Annotated in this window: 18 protein-coding genes; 3 read left to right on the forward strand and 15 right to left on the reverse strand. The window is 29.5% G+C overall.

Annotation, left to right across the window (positions count from 1 at the left end; genetic code table 11):
• Positions 1 to 230: 230 nt before the first annotated feature.
• The 12 genes from BSU00_RS12840 to BSU00_RS13590 all read right to left on the reverse strand — a co-directional run bounded on the left by BSU00_RS12840 (position 231) and on the right by BSU00_RS13590 (position 13,609).
• Positions 231 to 395, reverse strand: coding sequence for a hypothetical protein (locus tag BSU00_RS12840; protein ID WP_158254369.1), 165 nt, complete (start codon positions 393 to 395; stop codon positions 231 to 233).
• A gap of 159 nt (positions 396 to 554) precedes the next feature.
• A complete protein-coding gene (locus tag BSU00_RS00005) occupies positions 555 to 1,394 on the reverse strand; it encodes a DUF4886 domain-containing protein (RefSeq protein ID WP_105002574.1) in 840 nt (279 codons plus the stop codon).
• 764 nt (positions 1,395 to 2,158) lie between these two features.
• Positions 2,159 to 3,589 carry a serine hydrolase gene (locus BSU00_RS00010; RefSeq protein WP_105002575.1) on the reverse strand — a complete coding sequence of 477 codons (1,431 nt, stop codon included), beginning with the start codon at positions 3,587 to 3,589 and terminating at the stop codon, positions 2,159 to 2,161.
• 463 nt (positions 3,590 to 4,052) lie between these two features.
• Positions 4,053 to 4,874 (reverse strand): hypothetical protein, encoded by an 822-nt coding sequence (locus tag BSU00_RS00015; protein WP_105002576.1) that lies wholly within the window; start codon positions 4,872 to 4,874, stop codon positions 4,053 to 4,055.
• Between the two features lie 537 nt (positions 4,875 to 5,411).
• Positions 5,412 to 6,020, reverse strand: a complete 609-nt coding sequence (locus BSU00_RS00025; RefSeq protein ID WP_105002578.1) for a hypothetical protein — start codon at positions 6,018 to 6,020, stop codon at positions 5,412 to 5,414.
• Positions 6,007 to 6,513, reverse strand: a complete 507-nt coding sequence (locus BSU00_RS00030; RefSeq protein WP_105002579.1) for an RNA polymerase sigma factor — start codon at positions 6,511 to 6,513, stop codon at positions 6,007 to 6,009. Before BSU00_RS00030 ends, BSU00_RS00025 begins: the two co-directional genes overlap by 14 nt.
• Before the next feature lie 163 nt (positions 6,514 to 6,676).
• The gene (locus tag BSU00_RS00035; RefSeq protein ID WP_105002580.1) at positions 6,677 to 7,555 is read right to left on the reverse strand and encodes a carboxypeptidase-like regulatory domain-containing protein; all 879 of its coding nucleotides are present in this window, start codon (positions 7,553 to 7,555) and stop codon (positions 6,677 to 6,679) included.
• A 594-nt stretch (positions 7,556 to 8,149) separates the two neighbouring features.
• A complete protein-coding gene (locus tag BSU00_RS00040) occupies positions 8,150 to 9,319 on the reverse strand; it encodes an alpha/beta hydrolase (protein ID WP_105002581.1) in 1,170 nt (389 codons plus the stop codon).
• Between the two features lie 622 nt (positions 9,320 to 9,941).
• Positions 9,942 to 11,423 carry a serine hydrolase domain-containing protein gene (locus BSU00_RS00045; RefSeq protein ID WP_105002582.1) on the reverse strand — a complete coding sequence of 494 codons (1,482 nt, stop codon included), beginning with the start codon at positions 11,421 to 11,423 and terminating at the stop codon, positions 9,942 to 9,944.
• Between the two features lie 119 nt (positions 11,424 to 11,542).
• Entirely contained in the window at positions 11,543 to 12,067 is a 525-nt protein-coding gene (locus BSU00_RS00050; protein ID WP_105002583.1) for a helix-turn-helix domain-containing protein, read from the reverse strand.
• A 476-nt stretch (positions 12,068 to 12,543) separates the two neighbouring features.
• The gene (locus BSU00_RS00055) at positions 12,544 to 13,176 is read right to left on the reverse strand and encodes a serine hydrolase (RefSeq protein WP_255402244.1); all 633 of its coding nucleotides are present in this window, start codon (positions 13,174 to 13,176) and stop codon (positions 12,544 to 12,546) included.
• Positions 13,145 to 13,609 (reverse strand): serine hydrolase, encoded by a 465-nt coding sequence (locus BSU00_RS13590; protein ID WP_255402245.1) that lies wholly within the window; start codon positions 13,607 to 13,609, stop codon positions 13,145 to 13,147. Before BSU00_RS13590 ends, BSU00_RS00055 begins: the two co-directional genes overlap by 32 nt.
• Before the next feature lie 262 nt (positions 13,610 to 13,871).
• Here BSU00_RS13590 and BSU00_RS00060 point away from each other — a divergent pair, with 262 nt between their 5' ends.
• Entirely contained in the window at positions 13,872 to 14,555 is a 684-nt protein-coding gene (locus BSU00_RS00060) for a hypothetical protein (protein ID WP_146104765.1), read from the forward strand.
• A gap of 611 nt (positions 14,556 to 15,166) precedes the next feature.
• Here the strand turns inward: BSU00_RS00060 and BSU00_RS00065 are convergent.
• Together BSU00_RS00065 and BSU00_RS00070 are read right to left on the reverse strand one after the other, a co-directional pair.
• Positions 15,167 to 15,874, reverse strand: a complete 708-nt coding sequence (locus BSU00_RS00065) for a hypothetical protein (RefSeq protein ID WP_105002585.1) — start codon at positions 15,872 to 15,874, stop codon at positions 15,167 to 15,169.
• Positions 15,875 to 16,105: 231 nt separating this feature from the next.
• On the reverse strand, positions 16,106 to 16,993 hold the full coding sequence (locus BSU00_RS00070; protein WP_105002586.1) for a dienelactone hydrolase family protein: 888 nt from the start codon (positions 16,991 to 16,993) through the stop codon (positions 16,106 to 16,108).
• Between the two features lie 489 nt (positions 16,994 to 17,482).
• On the opposite strand from BSU00_RS00070, the gene BSU00_RS00075 reads away from it, so the two are divergent.
• Together BSU00_RS00075 and BSU00_RS00080 are read left to right on the forward strand one after the other, a co-directional pair.
• A complete protein-coding gene (locus BSU00_RS00075) occupies positions 17,483 to 18,322 on the forward strand; it encodes a hypothetical protein (RefSeq protein ID WP_146104766.1) in 840 nt (279 codons plus the stop codon).
• A complete protein-coding gene (locus BSU00_RS00080; RefSeq protein ID WP_105002588.1) occupies positions 18,309 to 18,836 on the forward strand; it encodes a hypothetical protein in 528 nt (175 codons plus the stop codon). The genes BSU00_RS00075 and BSU00_RS00080 overlap by 14 nt, the downstream gene beginning before the upstream one ends.
• A gap of 192 nt (positions 18,837 to 19,028) precedes the next feature.
• Here the strand turns inward: BSU00_RS00080 and BSU00_RS00085 are convergent, their stop codons facing one another.
• Complete coding sequence (locus BSU00_RS00085) at positions 19,029 to 20,141, reverse strand: adenylate/guanylate cyclase domain-containing protein (RefSeq protein WP_105002589.1); 1,113 nt, start codon at positions 20,139 to 20,141, stop codon at positions 19,029 to 19,031.
• Positions 20,142 to 20,186: the final 45 nt, after the last annotated feature.

Consider the following 20,186-nt stretch of genomic DNA (forward strand, 5'->3'; position numbering starts at 1 on the left):
TTTTGGCTAAGCTGCGTTTTAATGCAGTTTAGCTATTGTTATATTTGAGAAGCGACACGTAATGCTGAGCGGAAAGTACAAACATAACTTCTGTTAATTTTTATTAATAAGCCTTGCATAAATACCAAAGCCTAAACTTGGCAAATGCAAAACTACTCTGACCAAAGATAGAAAATTAGTGTTTTTACACAACCCTTGATTTTCGACTACAGTCATTCGTTTTTATACCCTTAAATGCTTACGAAATCATCTTCCTTTTCATATTCGTAGTAAGCAATTTTCTTTCTTCTTTTCCATCCAACTCCGCAATACTTGCAGCAATTTACACGCAAGACCACTCGGAGCGGTTCAATATAACGTTCTTGTGTATGGCTCGTTGCGTGTAAATTAGACATTATTTTTCGGTTGAGCCACAAGCCAGTTTTTTAAATTTTACTACTTATCTTACTTTTTGGAAATCGTCAAATTTAAAATTTGGCGACTTACCAAATACTCCTTTACTTTGATTAAGCAACAGAATAGCAGTGAGCTATACACGTTGTTACCTGTAGTTTTTATTCAGCAATTCTTTTTAATAATTCAGCAGTTTTTGGTTCTATTTCCCCAATATATTTTAAATCAATAGCTTTTTGACTCGATAAAATTTGATAGAACTCACAAGCATTTAAAAATGAACCATATTTAGAAGGATGAAATGAATCATCGAAAAGCTCAATTTCTGGATGTTTTTCACGAGTTTTAAAAAATAAATTTCCATTATTTGATTTTTCGATGTTGTTGTTATCAGCTAGTTTTTGATAGGATAAGTTTACAACGTCATTATGTTGTTTCAAATTTTTTATATTCTCAGAACAATATTTTTTGTTTTTTTCTAGTGAGTCGTCTATTAAAAACCCTGGATGACAGTATTCTTTAGGATATTCAATTTTCGATGCCCAAGTATTAAATAAGATAAATCGACAGTTTGGATTATTAACGAATTCCTTTATTTTTCTAATTGAAGAATCTACCACTAAATTTCTCAATTCAGGTATCAGTACCCTTATTGTTCCTTCTTGTAAGATAATAATATCCCACTTTTTTTCAGATAGTTTTTTTTCAGTTTCAGTAATTTCAGTTTCTGATTTTTCACGAACGCTTATACTTTCTTCATCTTGGGTTACAATTATTTTGTCCAAATGCCAGCCAAGAAACATTCCGGGAAAAGTACTTTGATGAATTTTAATATTCGGATTTGTTTCATTCAGCATTTTTTGAACCATTTGAGGCATATCGTGGTAAAAAGTCAAACTATTTCCTATAAAAAGGACATTTAGTTCTTCTGTAGATTCTTGACTTTGGGATTTACAACTAACTGTTATAAAAGCTAAAATGATAAGTAGTGCGTTTTTCATAAATTACAGGTAACTATTGAATATGCGCAATTGCACATATTTACCTTTCAAATATAGTTAAATAGCTTTTATAAAAAGTGAATTTTTGATTTGGAAAAATAATTGCATTTTTAGGGGTCATACTTTTTAGTTTTATAAGCTGTACGCCCTTAATAGAATGGGAGATGTTGAATTTTAGTTTCTTACATATGATACTTTTAGTACGTGTTTAAATTAAGTATAATTATGTTATTAACCATTTTTTTAACGTTTAAATACATTTCTAAACGTTTATAAATACTTTTTTTATTTCTTATAAATTTCACCGAAATTTTACTTTTTACAAAACAAATAAGAATTGGAAATGCTATTTATAAATATCCAACTGTTATCATTTTTTTTACTTTTAAACAGCTAAAAATGACACCTTTATGCTAGTTGAAACACTTTTTACAAAAAAAGCAAAATTAACCGTAAAAATCTTCTCATGATTTGAGGGGAATTAAGTATCACTAACGTAAATAATAATTTCATGTAATTATTAGATAAGTCGAGAATCATAATCTTAATCATCCAGATAGGAGTCGATTATAACCACCTCATTCTTTTTATTAGTACTAGGAATTAAAAAAAATAATTAGTATTTTAGACTAAGCATGTGTTTATAGTTCTGGACTTTCTAAATTCTTGAAAAACAGACTTTTTCAATTATGTAAAATCTGTTTTTAAGTGTGTTTTTCATAGGAAGAAAATTTATTTTACCTCTGCTCTTTTGTTTTAGCTAATTATTTTATTCGATTTATTGTCTTATCTACTCCTTGGCTTTCTTGAATTACTCTATATTTTTCAACTTGTCCCTCATCGTTCACTATAAAAGTATACGAGACTTCGGGCGACCAACCATCAACAATAAACTTAGTTTTTGAAACAGGTACAAGTTCCATTTTATAGTCTTCGCTCATAACAACGTAAAGTTTATCATTTTCAAAGGTAATTTCCCTTTCTTTTTGATTTTCCCTTAGGTATCTTCCTGAATAGGATTTCAAAATATCTGTATCTAATTTAATTGGTTTTTCGACTTCTTGATTGTAAAGTATTCTTCTTGTATTTTTTATCGGAATTTGCGTTTCAGATAATGAATTGTTCTGTAAAACGATTATGGTTTTGTCATTGTCGAGGTTTCTCTCGATGTAAGAAATGTAGCCTGCCCAACCTCCAGAATGAGATGCGACTTTTCCGTATGTTTTAGTACTGTCAATCACCCAGCCGAAACCGTAATCGGTTGGTAAGCTGTCTTTAGTTATCGATGAGGAAAATATTAAATTAAGGTCTTTATCGTTTACAAATTTGTTATCGTAAAGCGCTCTATCCCATTTTAGTAAATCAATTGGATTCGAGTTTACCATTCCATCTCCAACAATACCGTCGAGATAAACAACATAAAAATCCTTTCCAATCTCATCTGGTAAAATCTTTTTTTGCAAACTGTCTGAATAAATATATCCATTAGCATAGTTTTCAATCTCTTTTGGCTCAAATCTTATTCTGTAAACAAATGTATTTTGCATATCTAAAGGCTTAAATATTTTATCGTTTAGATAATCTCCAAATTCTTTTCCACTGCTTCTTTCGATTATCGTTCCTAAAATTAAGTAGCCTGTGTTGCTATAATCCCATTTTTCATTGGGTTCAAAGAGTATTTTTGGTTTTACTTTTCTGAACATCTCAAGAATATCATCATTTGTTGCTATTTTAGATTTTTCCCAAATTTTATTGGCAAGTTCCATATAGTCGGGAAGCCCTCCTGTATGATGTAATAAATTTCTAATGGTAATACCTTTATAGTCGATTAATTCTGGAATGAATTTAGTAATGTCATCCTCATAAGATAGTTTGCCTTCTTTTTCAAGTTGAACAATTCCCATGGCTGTAAATTGTTTTGAAACAGAAGCTAATTCAAAAACGGTACTGTCGTTTAACTTTCGATTAGTTTCCTTATCAGCTAATCCATAACTTTTTTCAAAAATTATTTGCCCATTTTCAGCTACTAATACACTTCCATTAAAGGCGCCTTTATTGTAGAGTTCAGAATATAGTGTGTCAAGTTTTAGTGCTTTTGGATTTATGTTGGTTTGAGATTTTGCAATTTCAGATTTCTCTTTGCATGAAGTCAAGAAAACTGATCCAATTAGTAAGGTCAAAAAAAGATTTTTCATTAGCAGTTTAATTTTTATAATTAAGGTTAATTCATGTATCTAATGGATTTTTCTGGAGATAATTGCCCAAGTTTTGTGTATGATTATTTGCTTTGTTTTCACTAGTCTTTTAGGAAATAAAAACGAATGGTGAAAACTGAAGGGTTTTCTAAATACTTTAAAACCAGTAATTTATTACATATGGTGTTAAACGAGGTATTTTATTCAGGTTCTTCATCATAAATTTCAAATGAATATTCTCTTTCAACCGCATCTTTTTTATTTGCCTTGGAGTTAAAGCAAAAGGTAATGAACCAAAATATCTGGTCACGTTGGCACAACATAATTCAAATGTTTGATTCCAGTGATTTTATTAGGCCTATCATCAGTTAATTTAGTACGTACAAATTGATTATAAGTTCGTGAATTTTTTCTCTAGTAGGCTAGTAATAGCAATGAATTATACAATGTTTCAAATAGTGTTTTAATCTATAAATTTAGATGCAGATCCTTCAGGAATTACAATAAGGTAATCAAAACCGATTAAGGTGTTGCGCAATACTTTATCATCGATTTCAATCTTATTATTTTTGACCTCTTTCATTATTTCCTTGGTATTAAACAATACCCAATTATCTCCCTTTGCAATATTAAAAAACTGGGTATAATGTTTTAACTCTTTACTCAATGGATTTACGTTTTTAGTGTCCATACCTTTAAAGGGAACACCTTGAATACCTTTTTTTACTATAATCATAATATGTAAAGAGGATTTAAAATTGGCATCAGTTATATTAAATATTAAATTACCAATGTCATATCCACCCAATATACTCTCTGACTTATTCATATGAATAGCTCCATATTTAAATAAATTCTTACTGCCACTTAATAAGTCGATATTATTTAAAATATTACTTTTCATTAATTGAATTCTCAGATGGTGATTTTGAGTCATATATATTTTTCGGGATAATTTTAAATTTTCTAGTATTGATCTTTCTTCTGAGTTCAACTTAAGACCCTCAAGTTTTTTTAAATCTTGTGCAAATTCATCAGTAAAAAAATATGGGCTTCCTTTTCCATTTATAAATAAATTAAAGTATTTCGTTGAACTTTTTTTAATTTTGGTATATATTTCTTTTGCGCTATTATTATTTGTTATTTCAAGTAGTTTTGTCGCCATTAATTTATCTGCGGTTAGTACAATTTGATCCGTGCCAATTATTTTTGTTTTTGTCTGGACTAAACCTTTTATTAAATTGAACTCAGGAGAAAGAGCATAAAAAGAAAATGTACTACTCAAATCGTTTAAATATTCCGTAAGTTCAGTTTCTGTTAAATCACTTATTTTTTTCTCAATTATCTGTGCAGAATAAGGATCTACCTCACAAAAAAATTATCAAATCTAATTTCAGATGTTATTTTGGAAATGAATAATGGAATTTCATTAAAAAAATGATCTTCGCCTACTAGTATATTATTATGTTTATTAATTTGTCTTAAGACAGTTTCCCATCCTTTTCCTTCAAAATTATTGTTTTTGTAGCGAAAAGTTTCACTACTTTTTTTTAGGATCTCAGAAAATGTATCTTGGGATGAAACTTTATGTAAGAAAAATAAGGTAATGATGGTAATATAAAAATATCTCATATTTGTTTTTTTATAAGACGCTTGTTCATGGGAATATGTTACATTGTAATATCTACTATAATTTTAGTTTATAGATTGTTTAGTGGGCTTAGGCTGCTTTTTGTCGATTAAGATTTAACCTTGCAATTCCGAGTGACTTACTGATATAGTCGAAACTCCAGTAATTGCGGTTATAAATTATTGACAAACGTTATTCTTTTTCATAATTTAAAATTTCATTTAGTTTTGTTTCAGCTTCGTTTAATTCTATGTCCCATTTTTTATATATGTCAAAAGGAAAAATTTTTAGCAATAATACGCAGCTAACAATAATTAGTATAAAAATGAAAAAATGATTTGGGTTAGAAAAAATTGAGATTCTGAAATATAATTTTAAATAAATAGGACTTATTGTTAAAAACCATAAAGCGACAATTCCTTTGTCAAATTTCGCATATTTCGAAGTGTGAATACGAAATCGTTGAATTGTTTTTTGTAATTCAATAATACTCATGGTGTTATAATTGGCTCTTTTTAGAGTTATATGTTGAAAGAAAGAAAATAGCATAGCAAACCCACCTATTATTGCTGGTATACTATAAAAGACATCGTTAAATGCTTTTGAAGCAAACCAAATTGAAATTATAAAATACAATAATGCTAAATTTCTGCCAATAATTGAAATACTAATAAATTTATCATACTTATTTTTAGAATTTTGAACAGTAATTTCATTTAACCTATTTTCATTTATTTCAAGTCGATTCAAGATCTTGTTATTTTCATTTTTCCATGTTTCTTTAAAATCATTTAATTCCATTGTTATAAGTCTTTTTTAATTTATTTTTAATTCTATTAATTTTAGTAGCTACATTAGTTTTTGTAATACCAATAATTTCACTTATTTCTTTATAGTTATAATTGTCTAAGTATAACAGAATAATCGCTTTGTCGAGTTTATTTAATTTATCAATAAAAAAATGTAGAATTCGACTTTTTTCGTGAAAATCATCATTTTTTTCTTCGTATTTGTGTTCGATAAAAATTGAATCAATAGATAGTTTTGAAGGTGTATTTTTATTTTTTCTATAGAATGAAATTGAAACATTCATAGCTATTCTGTAAATCCAAGTAGAGATTTTATATTCATTATTATATTTTTCAAGCGATTTCCATAATTGTATTAGGATTTCTTGTTCAAGATCTTTTTTGTCTGCAACGTCTTTACAATATGAATTTATAACTTTATAAAGGATTCCTTTATTTTCCTTTATGATTTTCTTAAACCTTCGCGTTTTTTCCTTTTGATTCAAAATCGTTATTGTTTTTTACATTATTCGCAAATGTTTTTTAAAAATCACACTTTAATAAGTTTTTTAGAAAATAAGTTTAAGATTACTTTTATTAAATAGATTTAAAAGTGTTTAGTTTTTTATCTTCCATAATCTATTTCTATTGTGATGTATTTGGCAATTGTTATTTCGTGTTAATTCTAGTTTTCAATCTAATAGCTATTGAATGCGGTACTTTCTGTTTTATATTACTGCCATCTGTTGTAAATTCATCTGCCCAGACATCAAAACTACTTTTTCGTGCATAAGTTTTCCCTTCTTCAGAATTTTCGCCAAACCATTCTCCGCCAAAAAGAAATTCACCATTTCCCTCTACATCAACTGCTTCTAGAGAAATAAAAAAGTCAGAATCTAAAATGATATTATAGTTTTTTAAATTAAATTTTAATCTACCTTGGTGATGTTTAGTTTCAATGAATATATCCTCTATATTTAATTTTTCATTTGGCTTTCCATTAACAATATCATAAAAGTTAACCCTCAATTTTAAATTCTTTAACTCATTTTTATTTACTTGAAATATTAACTTATCAATTATTAAGATATTTTTATTCTCAAAGTATCTGCAAATTTCAGAACCAGACCTAAAATTTTTAAAACTCCAATTAACTCTAGGATGTCTAAAGTCATATCCATAGATCATCTTTTTTGAGAATTTATAATTTTCTATTTTAACATCATCTAGAACAATAGAACTGCTGCTTAAAAATAGTGTGTCTTTGGTTTTTAATTTTTCTTTTAACTTTTTAAAACTTACTTTAAAATTTTTGTATCCTAGATGCGAAAATAAAATTGTATCATTTTTAGCTATCTGACTAGTATCTAATGAAAATTCTCCATTTGAATTTGACAAACTACCTAAATCTTTGTTTTCAACACCTATGTTACAGTACTCTATAGGTATAACTCTTTCAAAATCATAAATTTTCCCTTTTAATAATTTCTGCGAGAAAGAAAAATTGTATGTTGATAAAAATGTTATTATAAATAGTATATTTTTCATAATTGTGTCAAACGGTTTGTTTACGAAACGCAATGTATTTTATGAACTAAATTAGCAAATAAATCACAAATAGAATTTCCGCGAAGACTTTTGTGAGTAGTCTAGAACAACTAATTAAATTTACACGTTGTTGGGGTTAGTTTTTTGTTTTCAAGTGCCCACTTAGCTGAAAAACTGTTAGAGTTTTCAGAAGAAGGCAAGGGCAAGTAATTATTTATAGGCACTTTTGTGAACAGTCTTTATATTCCTTTCTGTTACTGTACTATTAGCTTGTTTCATTGTTATTTTTCCTCAATAAGGTTTTCCAAAAGTAGATTGTTCCTTTCTTTTCATTTTTACAAGTGTTATCAAAATAGAAACCGTTCAATTTATATACTGAATGATTCGCTTCAACATAATTTTTTGTATCCATTATTGCTTTTAATGTAATATCGGATTGACAAGCCTTATAATCTGTTTGAATCAATGTTTTTTGATTGACGGTAATGCTCCTTGATTAGACTAGATTAGAATGAAAAGCTCCATATTTCAATTTTATCTAATTTGGAGTATTAGGTAACAGTTTTTAATACCGTTTAATTGTATATGTAAATCTTATTTTTCTTTCTTAAGTAATGCTTCAACACGTTCTATATCTGCATAAAAATCAGATTTATTTACAATTTCATCTCCCAATTTTTTATACCCTTTTTTATAATATTTTAATGCTACAGATAAATTGTTTTTTTTCTCTTCTGAAAGTGCAACCATAAAATATCCATATACGCTCTCAGGGAAAAGGTCAATCTCAATTTCTCCTAATTGTTTTAGTTTATCCCAGTTTTCTTTTTCCTCAATAATCCATGAAATAGAATTAATATCGTCCTCTCTAAATGGAATAGATAAACCATAAGTCGTTTCAATATTCTTGTACCTTTTAGTTAAGTATAAGATTAAGTCATCTTCTTTTACTAATTCGTTTTCCATTTCGAGAGTATACAGTGGTGAGTAATCCAAATATATTTGAGATAAAGCGTCGGAAATACCTCTTGTTGTTAATGACATATGAGATTCGCCTATATAGTCTTTAATCTTATAATGGAAATTTGGATTTTTTGTTTTACTAAAAATGGTAGAATCTTGTTTCTTTATCTGTGCAATATGCCCCGATAAATCATTTTCTCCTGTGCAAACAAAATAATAAATATTCTTATCTGCATTTTTGATAGATTTCTCAATATAACTCTCTAGCGATGATGGAATATAAGGGCTAATAGCAATGAAACCATTAAAAATTGAACTGTCAAGAAAGTAATTAATATAGTTTGCAGTAAAAGAATGTCCTGCAATAGTTCGGAACTTGCCAACTTTATAGTTTTTAATAAGAAATGGAAGTAACTCCTTTACGATAAATGTTTGAAACTTTTTACCTTTCTCACTAATTTCTCCAGACTTTTGATCATAGGAACAGTCTATCCATCTGGCACTATATGGTTTTTTAACGATATAATTTTGATCAATTCCTACAACAATTGATTCGGGAATAATTTTACGGGTTGTTAGAACTTCACCTACTCCCATTATTGAATAAAATAAATACTCTCCATCCAAAACCAATGTAAGTGGGTATTTGTTTTTTTCCGATAAATCAAATGATTTAGGTAGATGTATCCGAATATTTCGATCTTCATTTAATATCTCCGAATGAAATGTTAATGAGGTTGTTGTTTGAGCGAACATTATATTAAATATCGCCAAAAATAAAATCAGGATTATATTTTTCATTTTTTTTGATTTTACCCAATTATTTTTTGGTTATTATTATTAATCTCATAAATATAATCTATTGATTCCTTGTGATTGATATTTTTTATAGTAAATACAGTGCGGATTTCCGTTTATGAACTTGCGGGTTTTTGCAAACTGAAATTATTACTATGTTACAGAACATAATTATAAATTATCAAATCGAATAAATTATATTATCCTAAATTTTTATATATGCTCATAAGTATTTTAAAAGTTATTTATATATTTCCAACTTCCATATTATTTTTTACTCTAAACCAGCTAAAAATGATACCTTCATTAGTTGAAATACTTTTTACAAAAAATATAAAATTAATCGTATTAATATTTTTATTCTTAATAGTAATTTTAGTGTAACAACCAAAAGCATAGTTAAAAACCATACCATACCTAAAATAGAAAAAAATCAAGAGTAGATATCATATTGCGGCACTTCAAAAACTTGCTTTAATAGCAGTTTCAAAGAAGTTATTAAAGCAGGTTTTCTAGCGTTTTAAATGGTGTTCAATTTAGAGGATATAAAAGTAGTTTTAGTTGCATGTAGATTATAGAATTTCAACTTTTATACCTCAGTTCATCGGTGACAATAGTTGCAATTCTAATTTTTGTTTAATTCTAATAGCTTTTTCTGTGAGTCTTTATACCCTAATTCAATTGCTTTTTGATAGCTATTTATGGCTTCCTTTTTTAAATTGTTTGCTTTATATCCATCACCTAATGAATCCCAAAGATTACCATCGTTTGGATATAGTTGAACATTAATTTTGAAAAGCTCTATGGCCCAATTTATATTTTCATTATATCGTATTAGTAGATTGCCAACTGTGTTTAAACTCCTTGGATTTGTAAATTCATCAGCATAATTTTCTCTGAGTAAACTAATAAGTTCCTTCGATTTATTTATTGGATTTTTTTGCAAATACTGCATTATGAATGAATAAATATTATTCTCAATAGGTTTTGGAGTGTAGTTCTCCTCCAAGATTATTTTTGCAACAACATATGCAACATTCTCTAATTTTTCACTATTTGCGTTTGTCGCATATGTTATGAAAATATCTTTTTCAGGATACCAAATCAATGTATGCCAATATGCGCCATTAGACCCGCTATGTGATAACCTTAATGCCTTAGATATAGATGTATTGACAATCCAACCATAACCATAGCTATGTGTACTTTTAGAGTTCATAGGTACATAAGGAGTTGCTAGTTTTTTACTTAACTTTTCAGACAAAATTTTGTTTGTTTTTAAAGCTTTGTGCCAAAGTAGCATATCGTTTTGATTAGAATTAATTCCTCCATTTCCTTTTAAGTGCCAATTAACGCTACCCACTTCTTGATAAAGCGCAACGGTTGGAACTGTTTTTAGGATATTTCTATTGTAACCATATGCGAATTGTTCTGTATTCCAACTAGGCAATAGGTAACCTGTTTTTGTCATTCCAGCTTTTGAAAAAAGGTATTTACTTAAGAAAGCTTCATAAGATTGTTTAGAAGCTACCTCTATTATTCGTCCTAAGATACTATACCCAACATTGGAGTAAGAATATTTTTCTCCAGGTACAGATAATAATGAACTTGTAAAGAGTCTTTCAAAAAAGTCCTTTTGTGAAATTCCCGATAACTTTTCAAACGATGAATACTCACTACCTATGGATTCCGGAAAACCAGAGGAATGTGTTAATAATTGATGTATTGTGATGTTTCTTTTATCTATTGGTAGTTTCGTAAAATAGGAATGCAAAGAATCCGTTACCTTTAACTTGCCTAACTCAACTAGCTTTAAAATTGCTATTGCAGTAAATTGTTTTGTGTTAGAACCAATATCAAAAATAGTATTTGGATTATTTATTGTTTTCCTATCCTTATTGGCAAAACCATAGCCCTTGTTAATAATGATATTACCGTTTTTGACTACAGCGATGGCTCCAGAAAAACCATTTTTAGAACCAGCGGTTAAGTAGTTGTCTATTTTACTATATAAGTCTTTGGAATTTGTTTGCTCTTGAGCATTTGATTTGAAAGATGTAAATAATAAAATTGCGATTATCGAAAAAGTAAGTAGTGATTTATTCATCCTTGATTTGTGATTTGTTCTTGCACAAAAATCTAAAAAGACGATCGTAGAATTATGAAAAGAAGCCTGACAATAACACGACAATGTCACGACATTAGTCTTAAAACACTAGTAATGAGTTATATAATGCTAAGTTTAAAGAACAGTTCTTTCTTTTTATTTAGACTATTAGCGTTGATGAATATTACAGCGAGGTTAATGCTTATCATAGCAATAATAACCCAGAGTGGAAAACGACGATCCAAAGATAGTGGGTCTTTGAGAGACGCTGCGAATACAAAAATTATAAAAGAAGTAATTGACCAAAATATTTGAAGCGATAAAATTTGTTTTGTTATAGTATTGATTTGTTTCTGCAAATACATTATGGCGAGAGGCACAATAATATTAAATAATGGAATGAAGCAAACGAATGCCGAGGATAGATTAATGATTTTGATCCATGAATAATTTTTGTTTACTGAGGGTATTTGACTAATAGTATTCAATTTTAAATCAAGTGCTTTTGCAAGTGCTTTTGCAGTATGTCCTTTTGGCTCTTGCCCTGCCTCTATACGCTGGATAGTTCTAATTGAAATCCCAGATTTTTGAGCGAGCTCATCTTGCGTAAGATGTTTTTGTGTTCTTAGGTATTTAATATTCATATAGATTTTGTTTGCACTTGATAAAAGTATTGCTAAAGTTTTAGCCAACCTGCATTTTAATACATTTTAACTTTTGCTGTATTTGAGAAGCGGCACATAAAATGCTAAGATGAAAGTGTAAAGATAACTTATATTAACTTTTAAAAATAATGTCAATAAATCTATATAATAAATCTAATTGATAAAATTGTTGCAGTTATTCCTCCAGAAATAAAAATATAATAATACCATTTAATTTTATCTCTTCACTAAAAGATTTTCCATTTTTTTGGTTTTTGTTAAATAAAAAAATATTATACTTCATAAATTAATGGTAATGTGATGTGAAATTATTTATCCATTATTCCGGAATTTTAATAATTCAATTCCAAGCAATAAGCTATCAGATTCATTTACAGGCAGGTTCATATTGATAAATTTTATCTAAATCTGATTTTTTTCAAAACAATTACATCGGTAAATTTTTTCTGAAATAATTATTCTATCAGAGTTACTTTCATTAACTCTGCGATATCTTTAATGATTTGAGTGGGGGAATGGCAATCGCAATTACTTAGCCCCAAAATATAAATGTCTACAGTTGGAATATAAATTCCCATTGATTTATACCCAAAAATACTTCCACCGTGTTCCCTTGTTAAAATGTCTTTGTTATTTTTTAAGTACCATCCGTATCCATAATCAATTTTTTGGCCGTTATTTAGTGTGGTTTTCTGAAAAGCTTTTAAAAGATTTTCGGGCTTTAATAATATATTATCGTTCAATGCGTTTTGCCATTTTAACATATCGCCAATGGTAGACATCAGTGCACCGGAAGAAAAAGGAATACTAAAACTAATACTTGTTTTATTTACAAAGCCTTTACTTTTCTCGTGATAACCATAAGCTCGATTTTTAATTACAGTCCTATCACTCGCATAATAGGAGTTTCTCATTGATACCTTGTCAAAGATGTTTGTTTGAATGAATTTTTCATAAGACTTGCCTGATATTAATTCTATTAGGTAGCCAAGTAAAACATAGCCCGAGTTATTGTACTGAAACTTTTCTCCAGGATTAAAACTCACTGGTTCGTCTTTAAAAAATTCGACCATCTCTTTTGGTGACATTTTTTTGTGCAATTTTGAAAATACTTTTCATTTTCGTAAAATTCTTTATTCCCGAGGTGTGATTTAGTAACTGATATATTTTAATGCTGTTACCGTTTGGATAATCGGGAATGAATTTGGAAATAGGGTCTTGTAAACTAAGTTTTCCTCGTTCCTCTAAAATTAGAATAGCCACGGCAGTAAATTGTTTTGTCATCGACCCAATTTGAAAAACATTCTCAGTAGTCATTTTTTCTGAAAGCTCTAGATTCGCCATACCAAAAGCTTTTGCATATATAGCTCTACCATTTTTTGATACCATAAATACACCACCAGGTTTGTTAGGATTCTTGAATTTAGTTGTAATGATGGCATCTATTTTATTTTCTAAATTTTGGCTGAAAGAAAGATAAGATACTAGACAAAGTACTAAAAGAGTTGAAATTTTTCTCATGTGTAATTTTTTATAGTATTACTTTTGAAGTTAAAGACAATAGTTTGTGAAATTTGTTACAAATTTATTTCGGTTCTAGCGGGAGTAAATTTCACTAGCTTTTTCTATTCAAATCTTTATACTTGCCTACTTACTTCACTATTGGTTAACTATTACCATTTAAGTAATTTTGATATTGTGCTGAGTTTTGTAAATTTGCGACACTAACAACTTATATAAATGGTTGTTAGTGTCTTTATATTTTAACTTGTAAATTTTACCCATGAAACATTTATTAGTATTATTCTTAGTGGTGCCTTCGTTTTTTATGGCCCAAGAAAAAATTGGTAACAAAATCTATAAATATGGTGACTTGTATCATGCCATAGAAGGACCTACGTTAATTTCATTCAAGGATGCAAAAGCGAAAACGATGAGTAAAACTCTTGAATACTTTTCAGATGCTGGAGCAAATGTAAAATCCTTAAGTTCACTTTTTATGCCGGGTGTTGAGGTATCTGAAGAAGATTTTGCAAACACCCTTCAAAAAAATAATATTGAAACCCTAATTGTATTCGATCTTATAGATTCTTCAAGTGCAACGATGAACAGAAGCACGTCTAGTGCGTTCTCCACGGTGAACGAATCTTCTAGTACTGAGTTTAATAGATCTAGCACCAATGCTATGTCGTACAGAGGCAATACCAATAGTTATAATGCGAGCAGTAAAGGTAAGGCAAAATCCACTTCTTCAAGTAGTTCAGTAAATACCCAAAAAGTACAAGATTTCGTTACCGAAATGAGTATGCGTTTGACCATTTTTTCTAAAAAAGACGGTTTTAAAACTCCTGTTGGTGTAGTAGAGGGAAGAGTTACTAATGGTAGTCCAGACACTACTGCAGATCAACTCGCTAGGAGAATTGTTAGAAGAATGGCTAAAGCTTTAGATAAGCAAAATGCTTTTTAAATTATTTTAGGAGTTATTTGACTAAAAATATATTTTAACTTTTTTGTAGTTGTTGCTCTTTACTCGTTTTCTCCATTAAATCAAATGAAATTATGATATTCTAATGGTTTAAGTCAAATCATAGTGCCATTCCGTGACACTAGATTTTTAAAGATAGGAGTAATTACCCACTAAAAAGCAAAATATAAACGATAAATAGCTCTTATAGTGTTCACATCAGTAAATGGTGCATGGTTGTCTTCAAGACAACCATGCACCATTTATATTGTTAGTTACTTCTCTAGTTCTGTTTCCAATTATTGTGTCGTACAACAGGAACATTTACATACTATACTTTCATGGAAAGGTAATTATTACTTATGGTATACAAGAATTTTTGTGAATACCTTGAACGTTTGATATTTAATTGATTAGAGAGTATATCCTAACGTTTACCCTTAAGTATTGAAACCTTTTAAGAAGTTGTTTTCCAAAAAAAATAGTTTTTTTAGAGGTAATGTATAGCCCCATTAGGGATATAGTCTTTTGTCACCTATTGTATGCCCCTAGAAGATGAGTTTTTTTGTGTTTCAAAGAATATTGTATTTTGATGAAGGTACAATGGCAATTTTTTATCGGTTCTTTATTTCGTCTTCTATTAATTTTGTAATTATTTCGATATTTTCAATCGCTTTATTATATGCATATTGCTTTTTTATACTAATACCATATGCAGAAAGAAAATAATTCTGAAAATCGGTTCCGTACAGTTTTTCAGGTTTTCGAACGGTGACATCATAAAATTTGATAGCTTTTTGCACGTCATGGCCAAAATTATTAATAATCTCAAAATGGATTTTTTCAATTCTATTTACAAATATATATGCTTCTTCTAATTTTTGGATGTGCTCTAGAATCTCTCTATTTTTTATTAGTTTTGATTCACCGCTATTGATTAAATTTTGATAAATAGTGCTACTTCTATCAATATCCGAATACTCAAAAAGTTCTCTTGTTATTTTCGCTAGTGTGTCGCTCTTAGAACGATTCTTTTGTTCAATAATACCAGCCGCATACAAATACTTTTGATATAGATCTTTATTTTGATTATAACTTTTGTTAATTGCTCTTTTATCATCGTTAATCTGACGTTTGATATTCTTATAAGTAGCAATCGCCGCTTTTTTGTCAATGCGTGCACTGTTCGAATTATTAATATAAAGTGCTATCAAAATACCCATAACCACAAGAAAAATTTCTCCAACTGCATACTTTACATAATCTATTGTTTTTCCTTTAGCAATTGAATTTTCTCTGTTTTTTCTATATAATTTACTCATTGATAAGTTTTTTTAAAATTAAGGATATCTTCTTAGAATTATGATTTAAAAATAACACATTCTTTTGTAGAAACATTCTAGTTCAAATACACTAATTTTTATACTTACTCTTTTTTACTAGCCTAATTTTCGTACTTGCTCATTGGAGTTGTTCAAGTAAAAATAACAAATACCTAGATCCTACCGTTAGTAAGATCATGTCTAACCTATTTTAGCTGTAAGTTATTATCGCTATTTTAAAATCCTGTTGAAAAATGCTATCGTTCTTTTCCAGGATAGTGTAGCAGCAGCTTCGTTGTATCTTGGAGTGGTATTGTTGTGAAATCCGTGATTAACCTTCGGGTAAATGTGCGCTTCATAACATATATTATTACTTTTTAAAATGTTTTCAAAAGCGGACCATCCTGCATTTACCCTAGTGTCTAATTCTGCATACTGCAGAAGAAGTGGTGTTTTTATTTTTTCGGCGTCTTGGTCTGTTGGTTGTCTTCCATAATATGGAACTGCCGCTCCAAGATCTGGTATTTTCACTGCCATCATATTAGAGATCCAACCGCCAAAACAAAATCCAACTACGCCAACTTTTCCGTTGCAGTCTTTATGTTTTTTAAGGTAGTTGTATGCAGCAATGAAATCCTCAAGCATTTCATTTCTATCTCTCTTTTTTTGCAGAGCTCTTCCATCGTCATCATTCCCTGGGTAACCTCCCAAAGGAGATAATGCATCTGGTGCCAGACTAATAAAATTTTCTAGTGCAGTTCTCCTTCCAACATCTTCAATGTAGGGATTTAACCCTCTATTTTCGTGTACAACGATTATTCCAGGTAATTTGTTTTTTGGAGACTTCGGTTTTGATAATAGTCCTTTTATTGTTCCCCCTCCCTTTGCGGATGTATACGTAATAAAGCTTGAATTTATTCTAGAGTCGTTTTCCTTTATTACTGCCGTATCATTGTAATTCGGTGACATAAAACTTAACAAAGAAGAAACAGTTAAACCGCCTATGGCATAGAGAGATAGCCTTTCGACAAACTGTCTCCGGTCTAGCTTATTATGTGCATAATCGTCATATAAATCGAAAACTTCTTGCTGTATATCTTTTTTTGTTAAGGGTTTCATTTTTTTTAGTTTTATCTTGGTTAGTGGATATTTATCTTTTTAGGATACATCTTACAAATTCTATTTCAGTTCTAATATACGGGTTTCTTCTATATTTTTAAAATGCAGGGCTTTATGTAAGTAAGATGGTTTCTAAATTGTAATGTATGGATTTAGTCTTCGTATAAATTTATGAGATTTGCTTTGTTTTTTTACTTCTTCATTTATAGTATATTCTCGAGGTATAATTCTATAGAGTAATTACTATTTCAAATATTGTTAATGTAATGCAACTTTAAAAATCAGTTTAATTAAGACTTCTAAAAAACTAAATTTTACCCCACAAAATATGTTTTTAATGTATTAAATTGAAATATTTTATCTTAGTTTTATGTAAATGTGTTATTGATTTTGTTGTTATAAGTATAATTTTTATGTTGAAAATAATGTAAACCTTATTACATTTGCAAACGTAACAAACATCAATAATAATCTCAAATTGTCTCTCTAATGTCAATTTTAGTGTCTTTTTTTATGCTTTTTTTTTATGCTGAGGTATCGGATACTACCCCCGTAAAACAAATCGACACTATTAAAGCAAACCAAGCCCTTTCTAGAAGTAAAAAATTGTTTTTTAGAGATGCGCTAGCTGCAAGAGATATTACTTACGATTGGAGCAATCAATTACACTATTCTAACAATTATAAAATACGTGCCAAATTTAACTTACAACATGCAAGAAATGATGAGGTTTGTGGTTCTATAGAGGCTGCTATTGAAGTGTATTCGAGAGCCATAAATGACGGAGTTTTATTTGATAAGAATTCTCTTGTATTGGCAGAGTCGTACGCTAGAAGAGGGAATGCATTTAATGCAAAAGGAGAATCACAACTAGCCATAGCCGATATTCTAAATGCTAAGAGAATATACGAACACCACAAAAAAGTGAAGGAATTAATTTGGTGTGAAGCCTTAATTGCAAACTCCTATCTGCACCAACAGTCTTTAGTAAAAGCCCAAAAAAAAATTATAAAGGCTATTGGAGATTTAGAACAGTACGAAACATCTCTATTTTTAATGGATGCGTATTTTATTTACGCAAAAATTATATGGAAAGAAAAAATAGACAACGAAGATTTGCCTTTTGTACCAGTAAGAGCCATTCGCTATCTTGATACTGCACTACTTTACCTAGAAAGAGTAAATAATAAACCCTACAAAGGAATGGCTTTAAAATTATTAGCGGATATTAAGAATTTAGAAACCAAGTACGAGGAGTCTTTAAAGCTGGCAAGAAGAGCAAATGCTTTATTTGAGGAAAGTAATTTTTTGGTGAATGGTGGGCTCTAAAATTACAGAGAGTTTAAATTTACTTAATCTAGGGAGGCACGAAGAAGTTGTTGTGAACCTACAAAAACCTATTGAATTAGCTGCTAAAAGTGGTTGGTTGATAGAGCTCAATCAAATGTATTCTTGGTTAGCAGTTTCACATGCGACGCTGGGGAATAATAGGGAAGGAGCAATAAATGGCTCTAGAGCGTTTACCATTTACAAACATATTGTGAAGCAAGAAAGAGAGCTTCAAATGGAGGCCTTAGAAGCTAATTACGAAAAAGAAAAACAGAAAAGAATTGCTACTGAAGCCCTTGTAAGAGCAGAAGAAAAAGTAAAACAGCGAAATATCGTACTTGTTTTCCTCTTTTTTTTAAGTGTTTCTGTTTTAATCATAACACTTGCTTACCGAAAAATCGCGAAACAAAATAAAGAGTTGTATCAGGCTTTAGAGGAAAAGGAGAGGCTAGCAAAGGAAAAACAAGGAGTTAAAAAAACTAATTTAACGGTTTTAAAAAGTTTATTGTTCTAGAGGGTAAGTAAGAAGTTTCTAACTAAGTTTTCTTTTTTAAACTTACTTTACCTAATAGATATTTCATGTAAAAGTATCTAAATAATATAAAAAAGCCATCCTTTTCGATTACTAGTTCAAAAGTTAGCAAAATGTGTTCGAATTTTAATTATAAAGTCGCATTAAGATATGAAGTGTGCATAACTGTAATTTTTACATTACAAGCGCAACAAGCCCTACTTTTTCTTTTTTTCCTCGGAGAGTAATGTCACCTACCGATTTTGTTTTTTGTTTTAAAAAATGTAAATCCATTCGTTCCATTAAGTTCTTGGATAGGAGTATATTTGTTCCCATTTCATTACAAAGTGATTGAATTCTCGAAGCTGTATTTAAAACATCTCCCGAATACACAATTTCTCTTTTTACGATTCCCATTTCTCCAGCAATTACATTGCCATAGTGTAAACCTGCTTTGAATTGCGGTTGTATTGCGTATTTTTTTTCAAAATACTCCGATTTCGCCCTTAGAAGAGTTACCATTTCAAGATAACATTTGATGCAGTTAGCATTTTGCAGTCCTTTTTTTGTCGACCAACTAATAACTATTTCATCCCCGACGTATTGGTATATTTCTCCTTTGGTAAGTAATATTCCTGGTGTTGCAATACTAAAGGTGTCGTTTAAAAAATTAAAATATTGTTCCTCTCCGAGTTTTTCTGCTATTGTCGTAGATGCTTTTAAATCCATAAACATAAAAATTCGTTCTTCTCGTTTTGGTCTGAGGTATTTGCCTTTTAAAAAGTTAATAAAATGAATTGGGCCAAAGGTATCCCGTATCAATAATAAGAATATAGTTAATATGGTAACTGCTAACCAAAATAGATACGTAGGAATTACACTAATTTTAAAAACCCGATGTAGTATGGTTTCAGTTATGTTGTTATTTATGAGAAGGTTTTGGTTATAGGTGACTTGAATGAAATATTCAATAGGATAAATACTAAAAAATACGAACGTATAAAATAGTAGAATGAAAAATATAGCTTTGGGTAAAATCATTTTCCGCAACCAACGTTCCCAAAGAAACACTAAACTAGAACCAATCAATATTCCTGCAGGAATTATGGCCAATAGACTTGCAAGTATTCCTTCTCTTAATGCAATAGTTTGTTCTAGGCATTCTGTGGTAATAACACTGGTATAGCCCTCAAAAAAGCGAAGCATTCCTATTACCGTCCAGAGTAAGGTTATCCATAAAACCGTAACTATTTTTCCTCTAATACTGAAATGCGAAAATTGTTTTTTTAGATGCGAGAATAAATTCATCGTGGTATGGCTTTTAAGGAAGTAAAGGGTTTATCGTATTTACAA

Origin of the sequence: Tenacibaculum sp. SG-28 (assembly GCF_002954385.1) — a bacterium.
GTDB lineage: Bacteria > Bacteroidota > Bacteroidia > Flavobacteriales > Flavobacteriaceae > Polaribacter.

Coding starts and splice junctions, on each gene's coding strand:
- BSU00_RS12840 (WP_158254369.1), bottom strand. CDS start 395: ATGTCTAATTTACACGCAACGAGCCATACACAAGAACGTTATATTGAA.
- BSU00_RS00005 (WP_105002574.1), bottom strand. CDS start 1,394: ATGAAAAACGCACTACTTATCATTTTAGCTTTTATAACAGTTAGTTGT.
- BSU00_RS00010 (WP_105002575.1), bottom strand. CDS start 3,589: ATGAAAAATCTTTTTTTGACCTTACTAATTGGATCAGTTTTCTTGACT.
- BSU00_RS00025 (WP_105002578.1), bottom strand. CDS start 6,020: ATGGAATTAAATGATTTTAAAGAAACATGGAAAAATGAAAATAACAAG.
- BSU00_RS00035 (WP_105002580.1), bottom strand. CDS start 7,555: ATGAAAAATATACTATTTATAATAACATTTTTATCAACATACAATTTT.
- BSU00_RS00040 (WP_105002581.1), bottom strand. CDS start 9,319: ATGAAAAATATAATCCTGATTTTATTTTTGGCGATATTTAATATAATG.
- BSU00_RS00045 (WP_105002582.1), bottom strand. CDS start 11,423: ATGAATAAATCACTACTTACTTTTTCGATAATCGCAATTTTATTATTT.
- BSU00_RS00050 (WP_105002583.1), bottom strand. CDS start 12,067: ATGAATATTAAATACCTAAGAACACAAAAACATCTTACGCAAGATGAG.
- BSU00_RS00055 (WP_255402244.1), bottom strand. CDS start 13,176: ATGTCACCAAAAGAGATGGTCGAATTTTTTAAAGACGAACCAGTGAGT.
- BSU00_RS13590 (WP_255402245.1), bottom strand. CDS start 13,609: ATGAGAAAAATTTCAACTCTTTTAGTACTTTGTCTAGTATCTTATCTT.
- BSU00_RS00060 (WP_146104765.1), top strand. CDS start 13,872: ATGAAACATTTATTAGTATTATTCTTAGTGGTGCCTTCGTTTTTTATG.
- BSU00_RS00065 (WP_105002585.1), bottom strand. CDS start 15,874: ATGAGTAAATTATATAGAAAAAACAGAGAAAATTCAATTGCTAAAGGA.
- BSU00_RS00070 (WP_105002586.1), bottom strand. CDS start 16,993: ATGAAACCCTTAACAAAAAAAGATATACAGCAAGAAGTTTTCGATTTA.
- BSU00_RS00075 (WP_146104766.1), top strand. CDS start 17,483: ATGTCAATTTTAGTGTCTTTTTTTATGCTTTTTTTTTATGCTGAGGTA.
- BSU00_RS00080 (WP_105002588.1), top strand. CDS start 18,309: ATGGTGGGCTCTAAAATTACAGAGAGTTTAAATTTACTTAATCTAGGG.
- BSU00_RS00085 (WP_105002589.1), bottom strand. CDS start 20,141: ATGAATTTATTCTCGCATCTAAAAAAACAATTTTCGCATTTCAGTATT.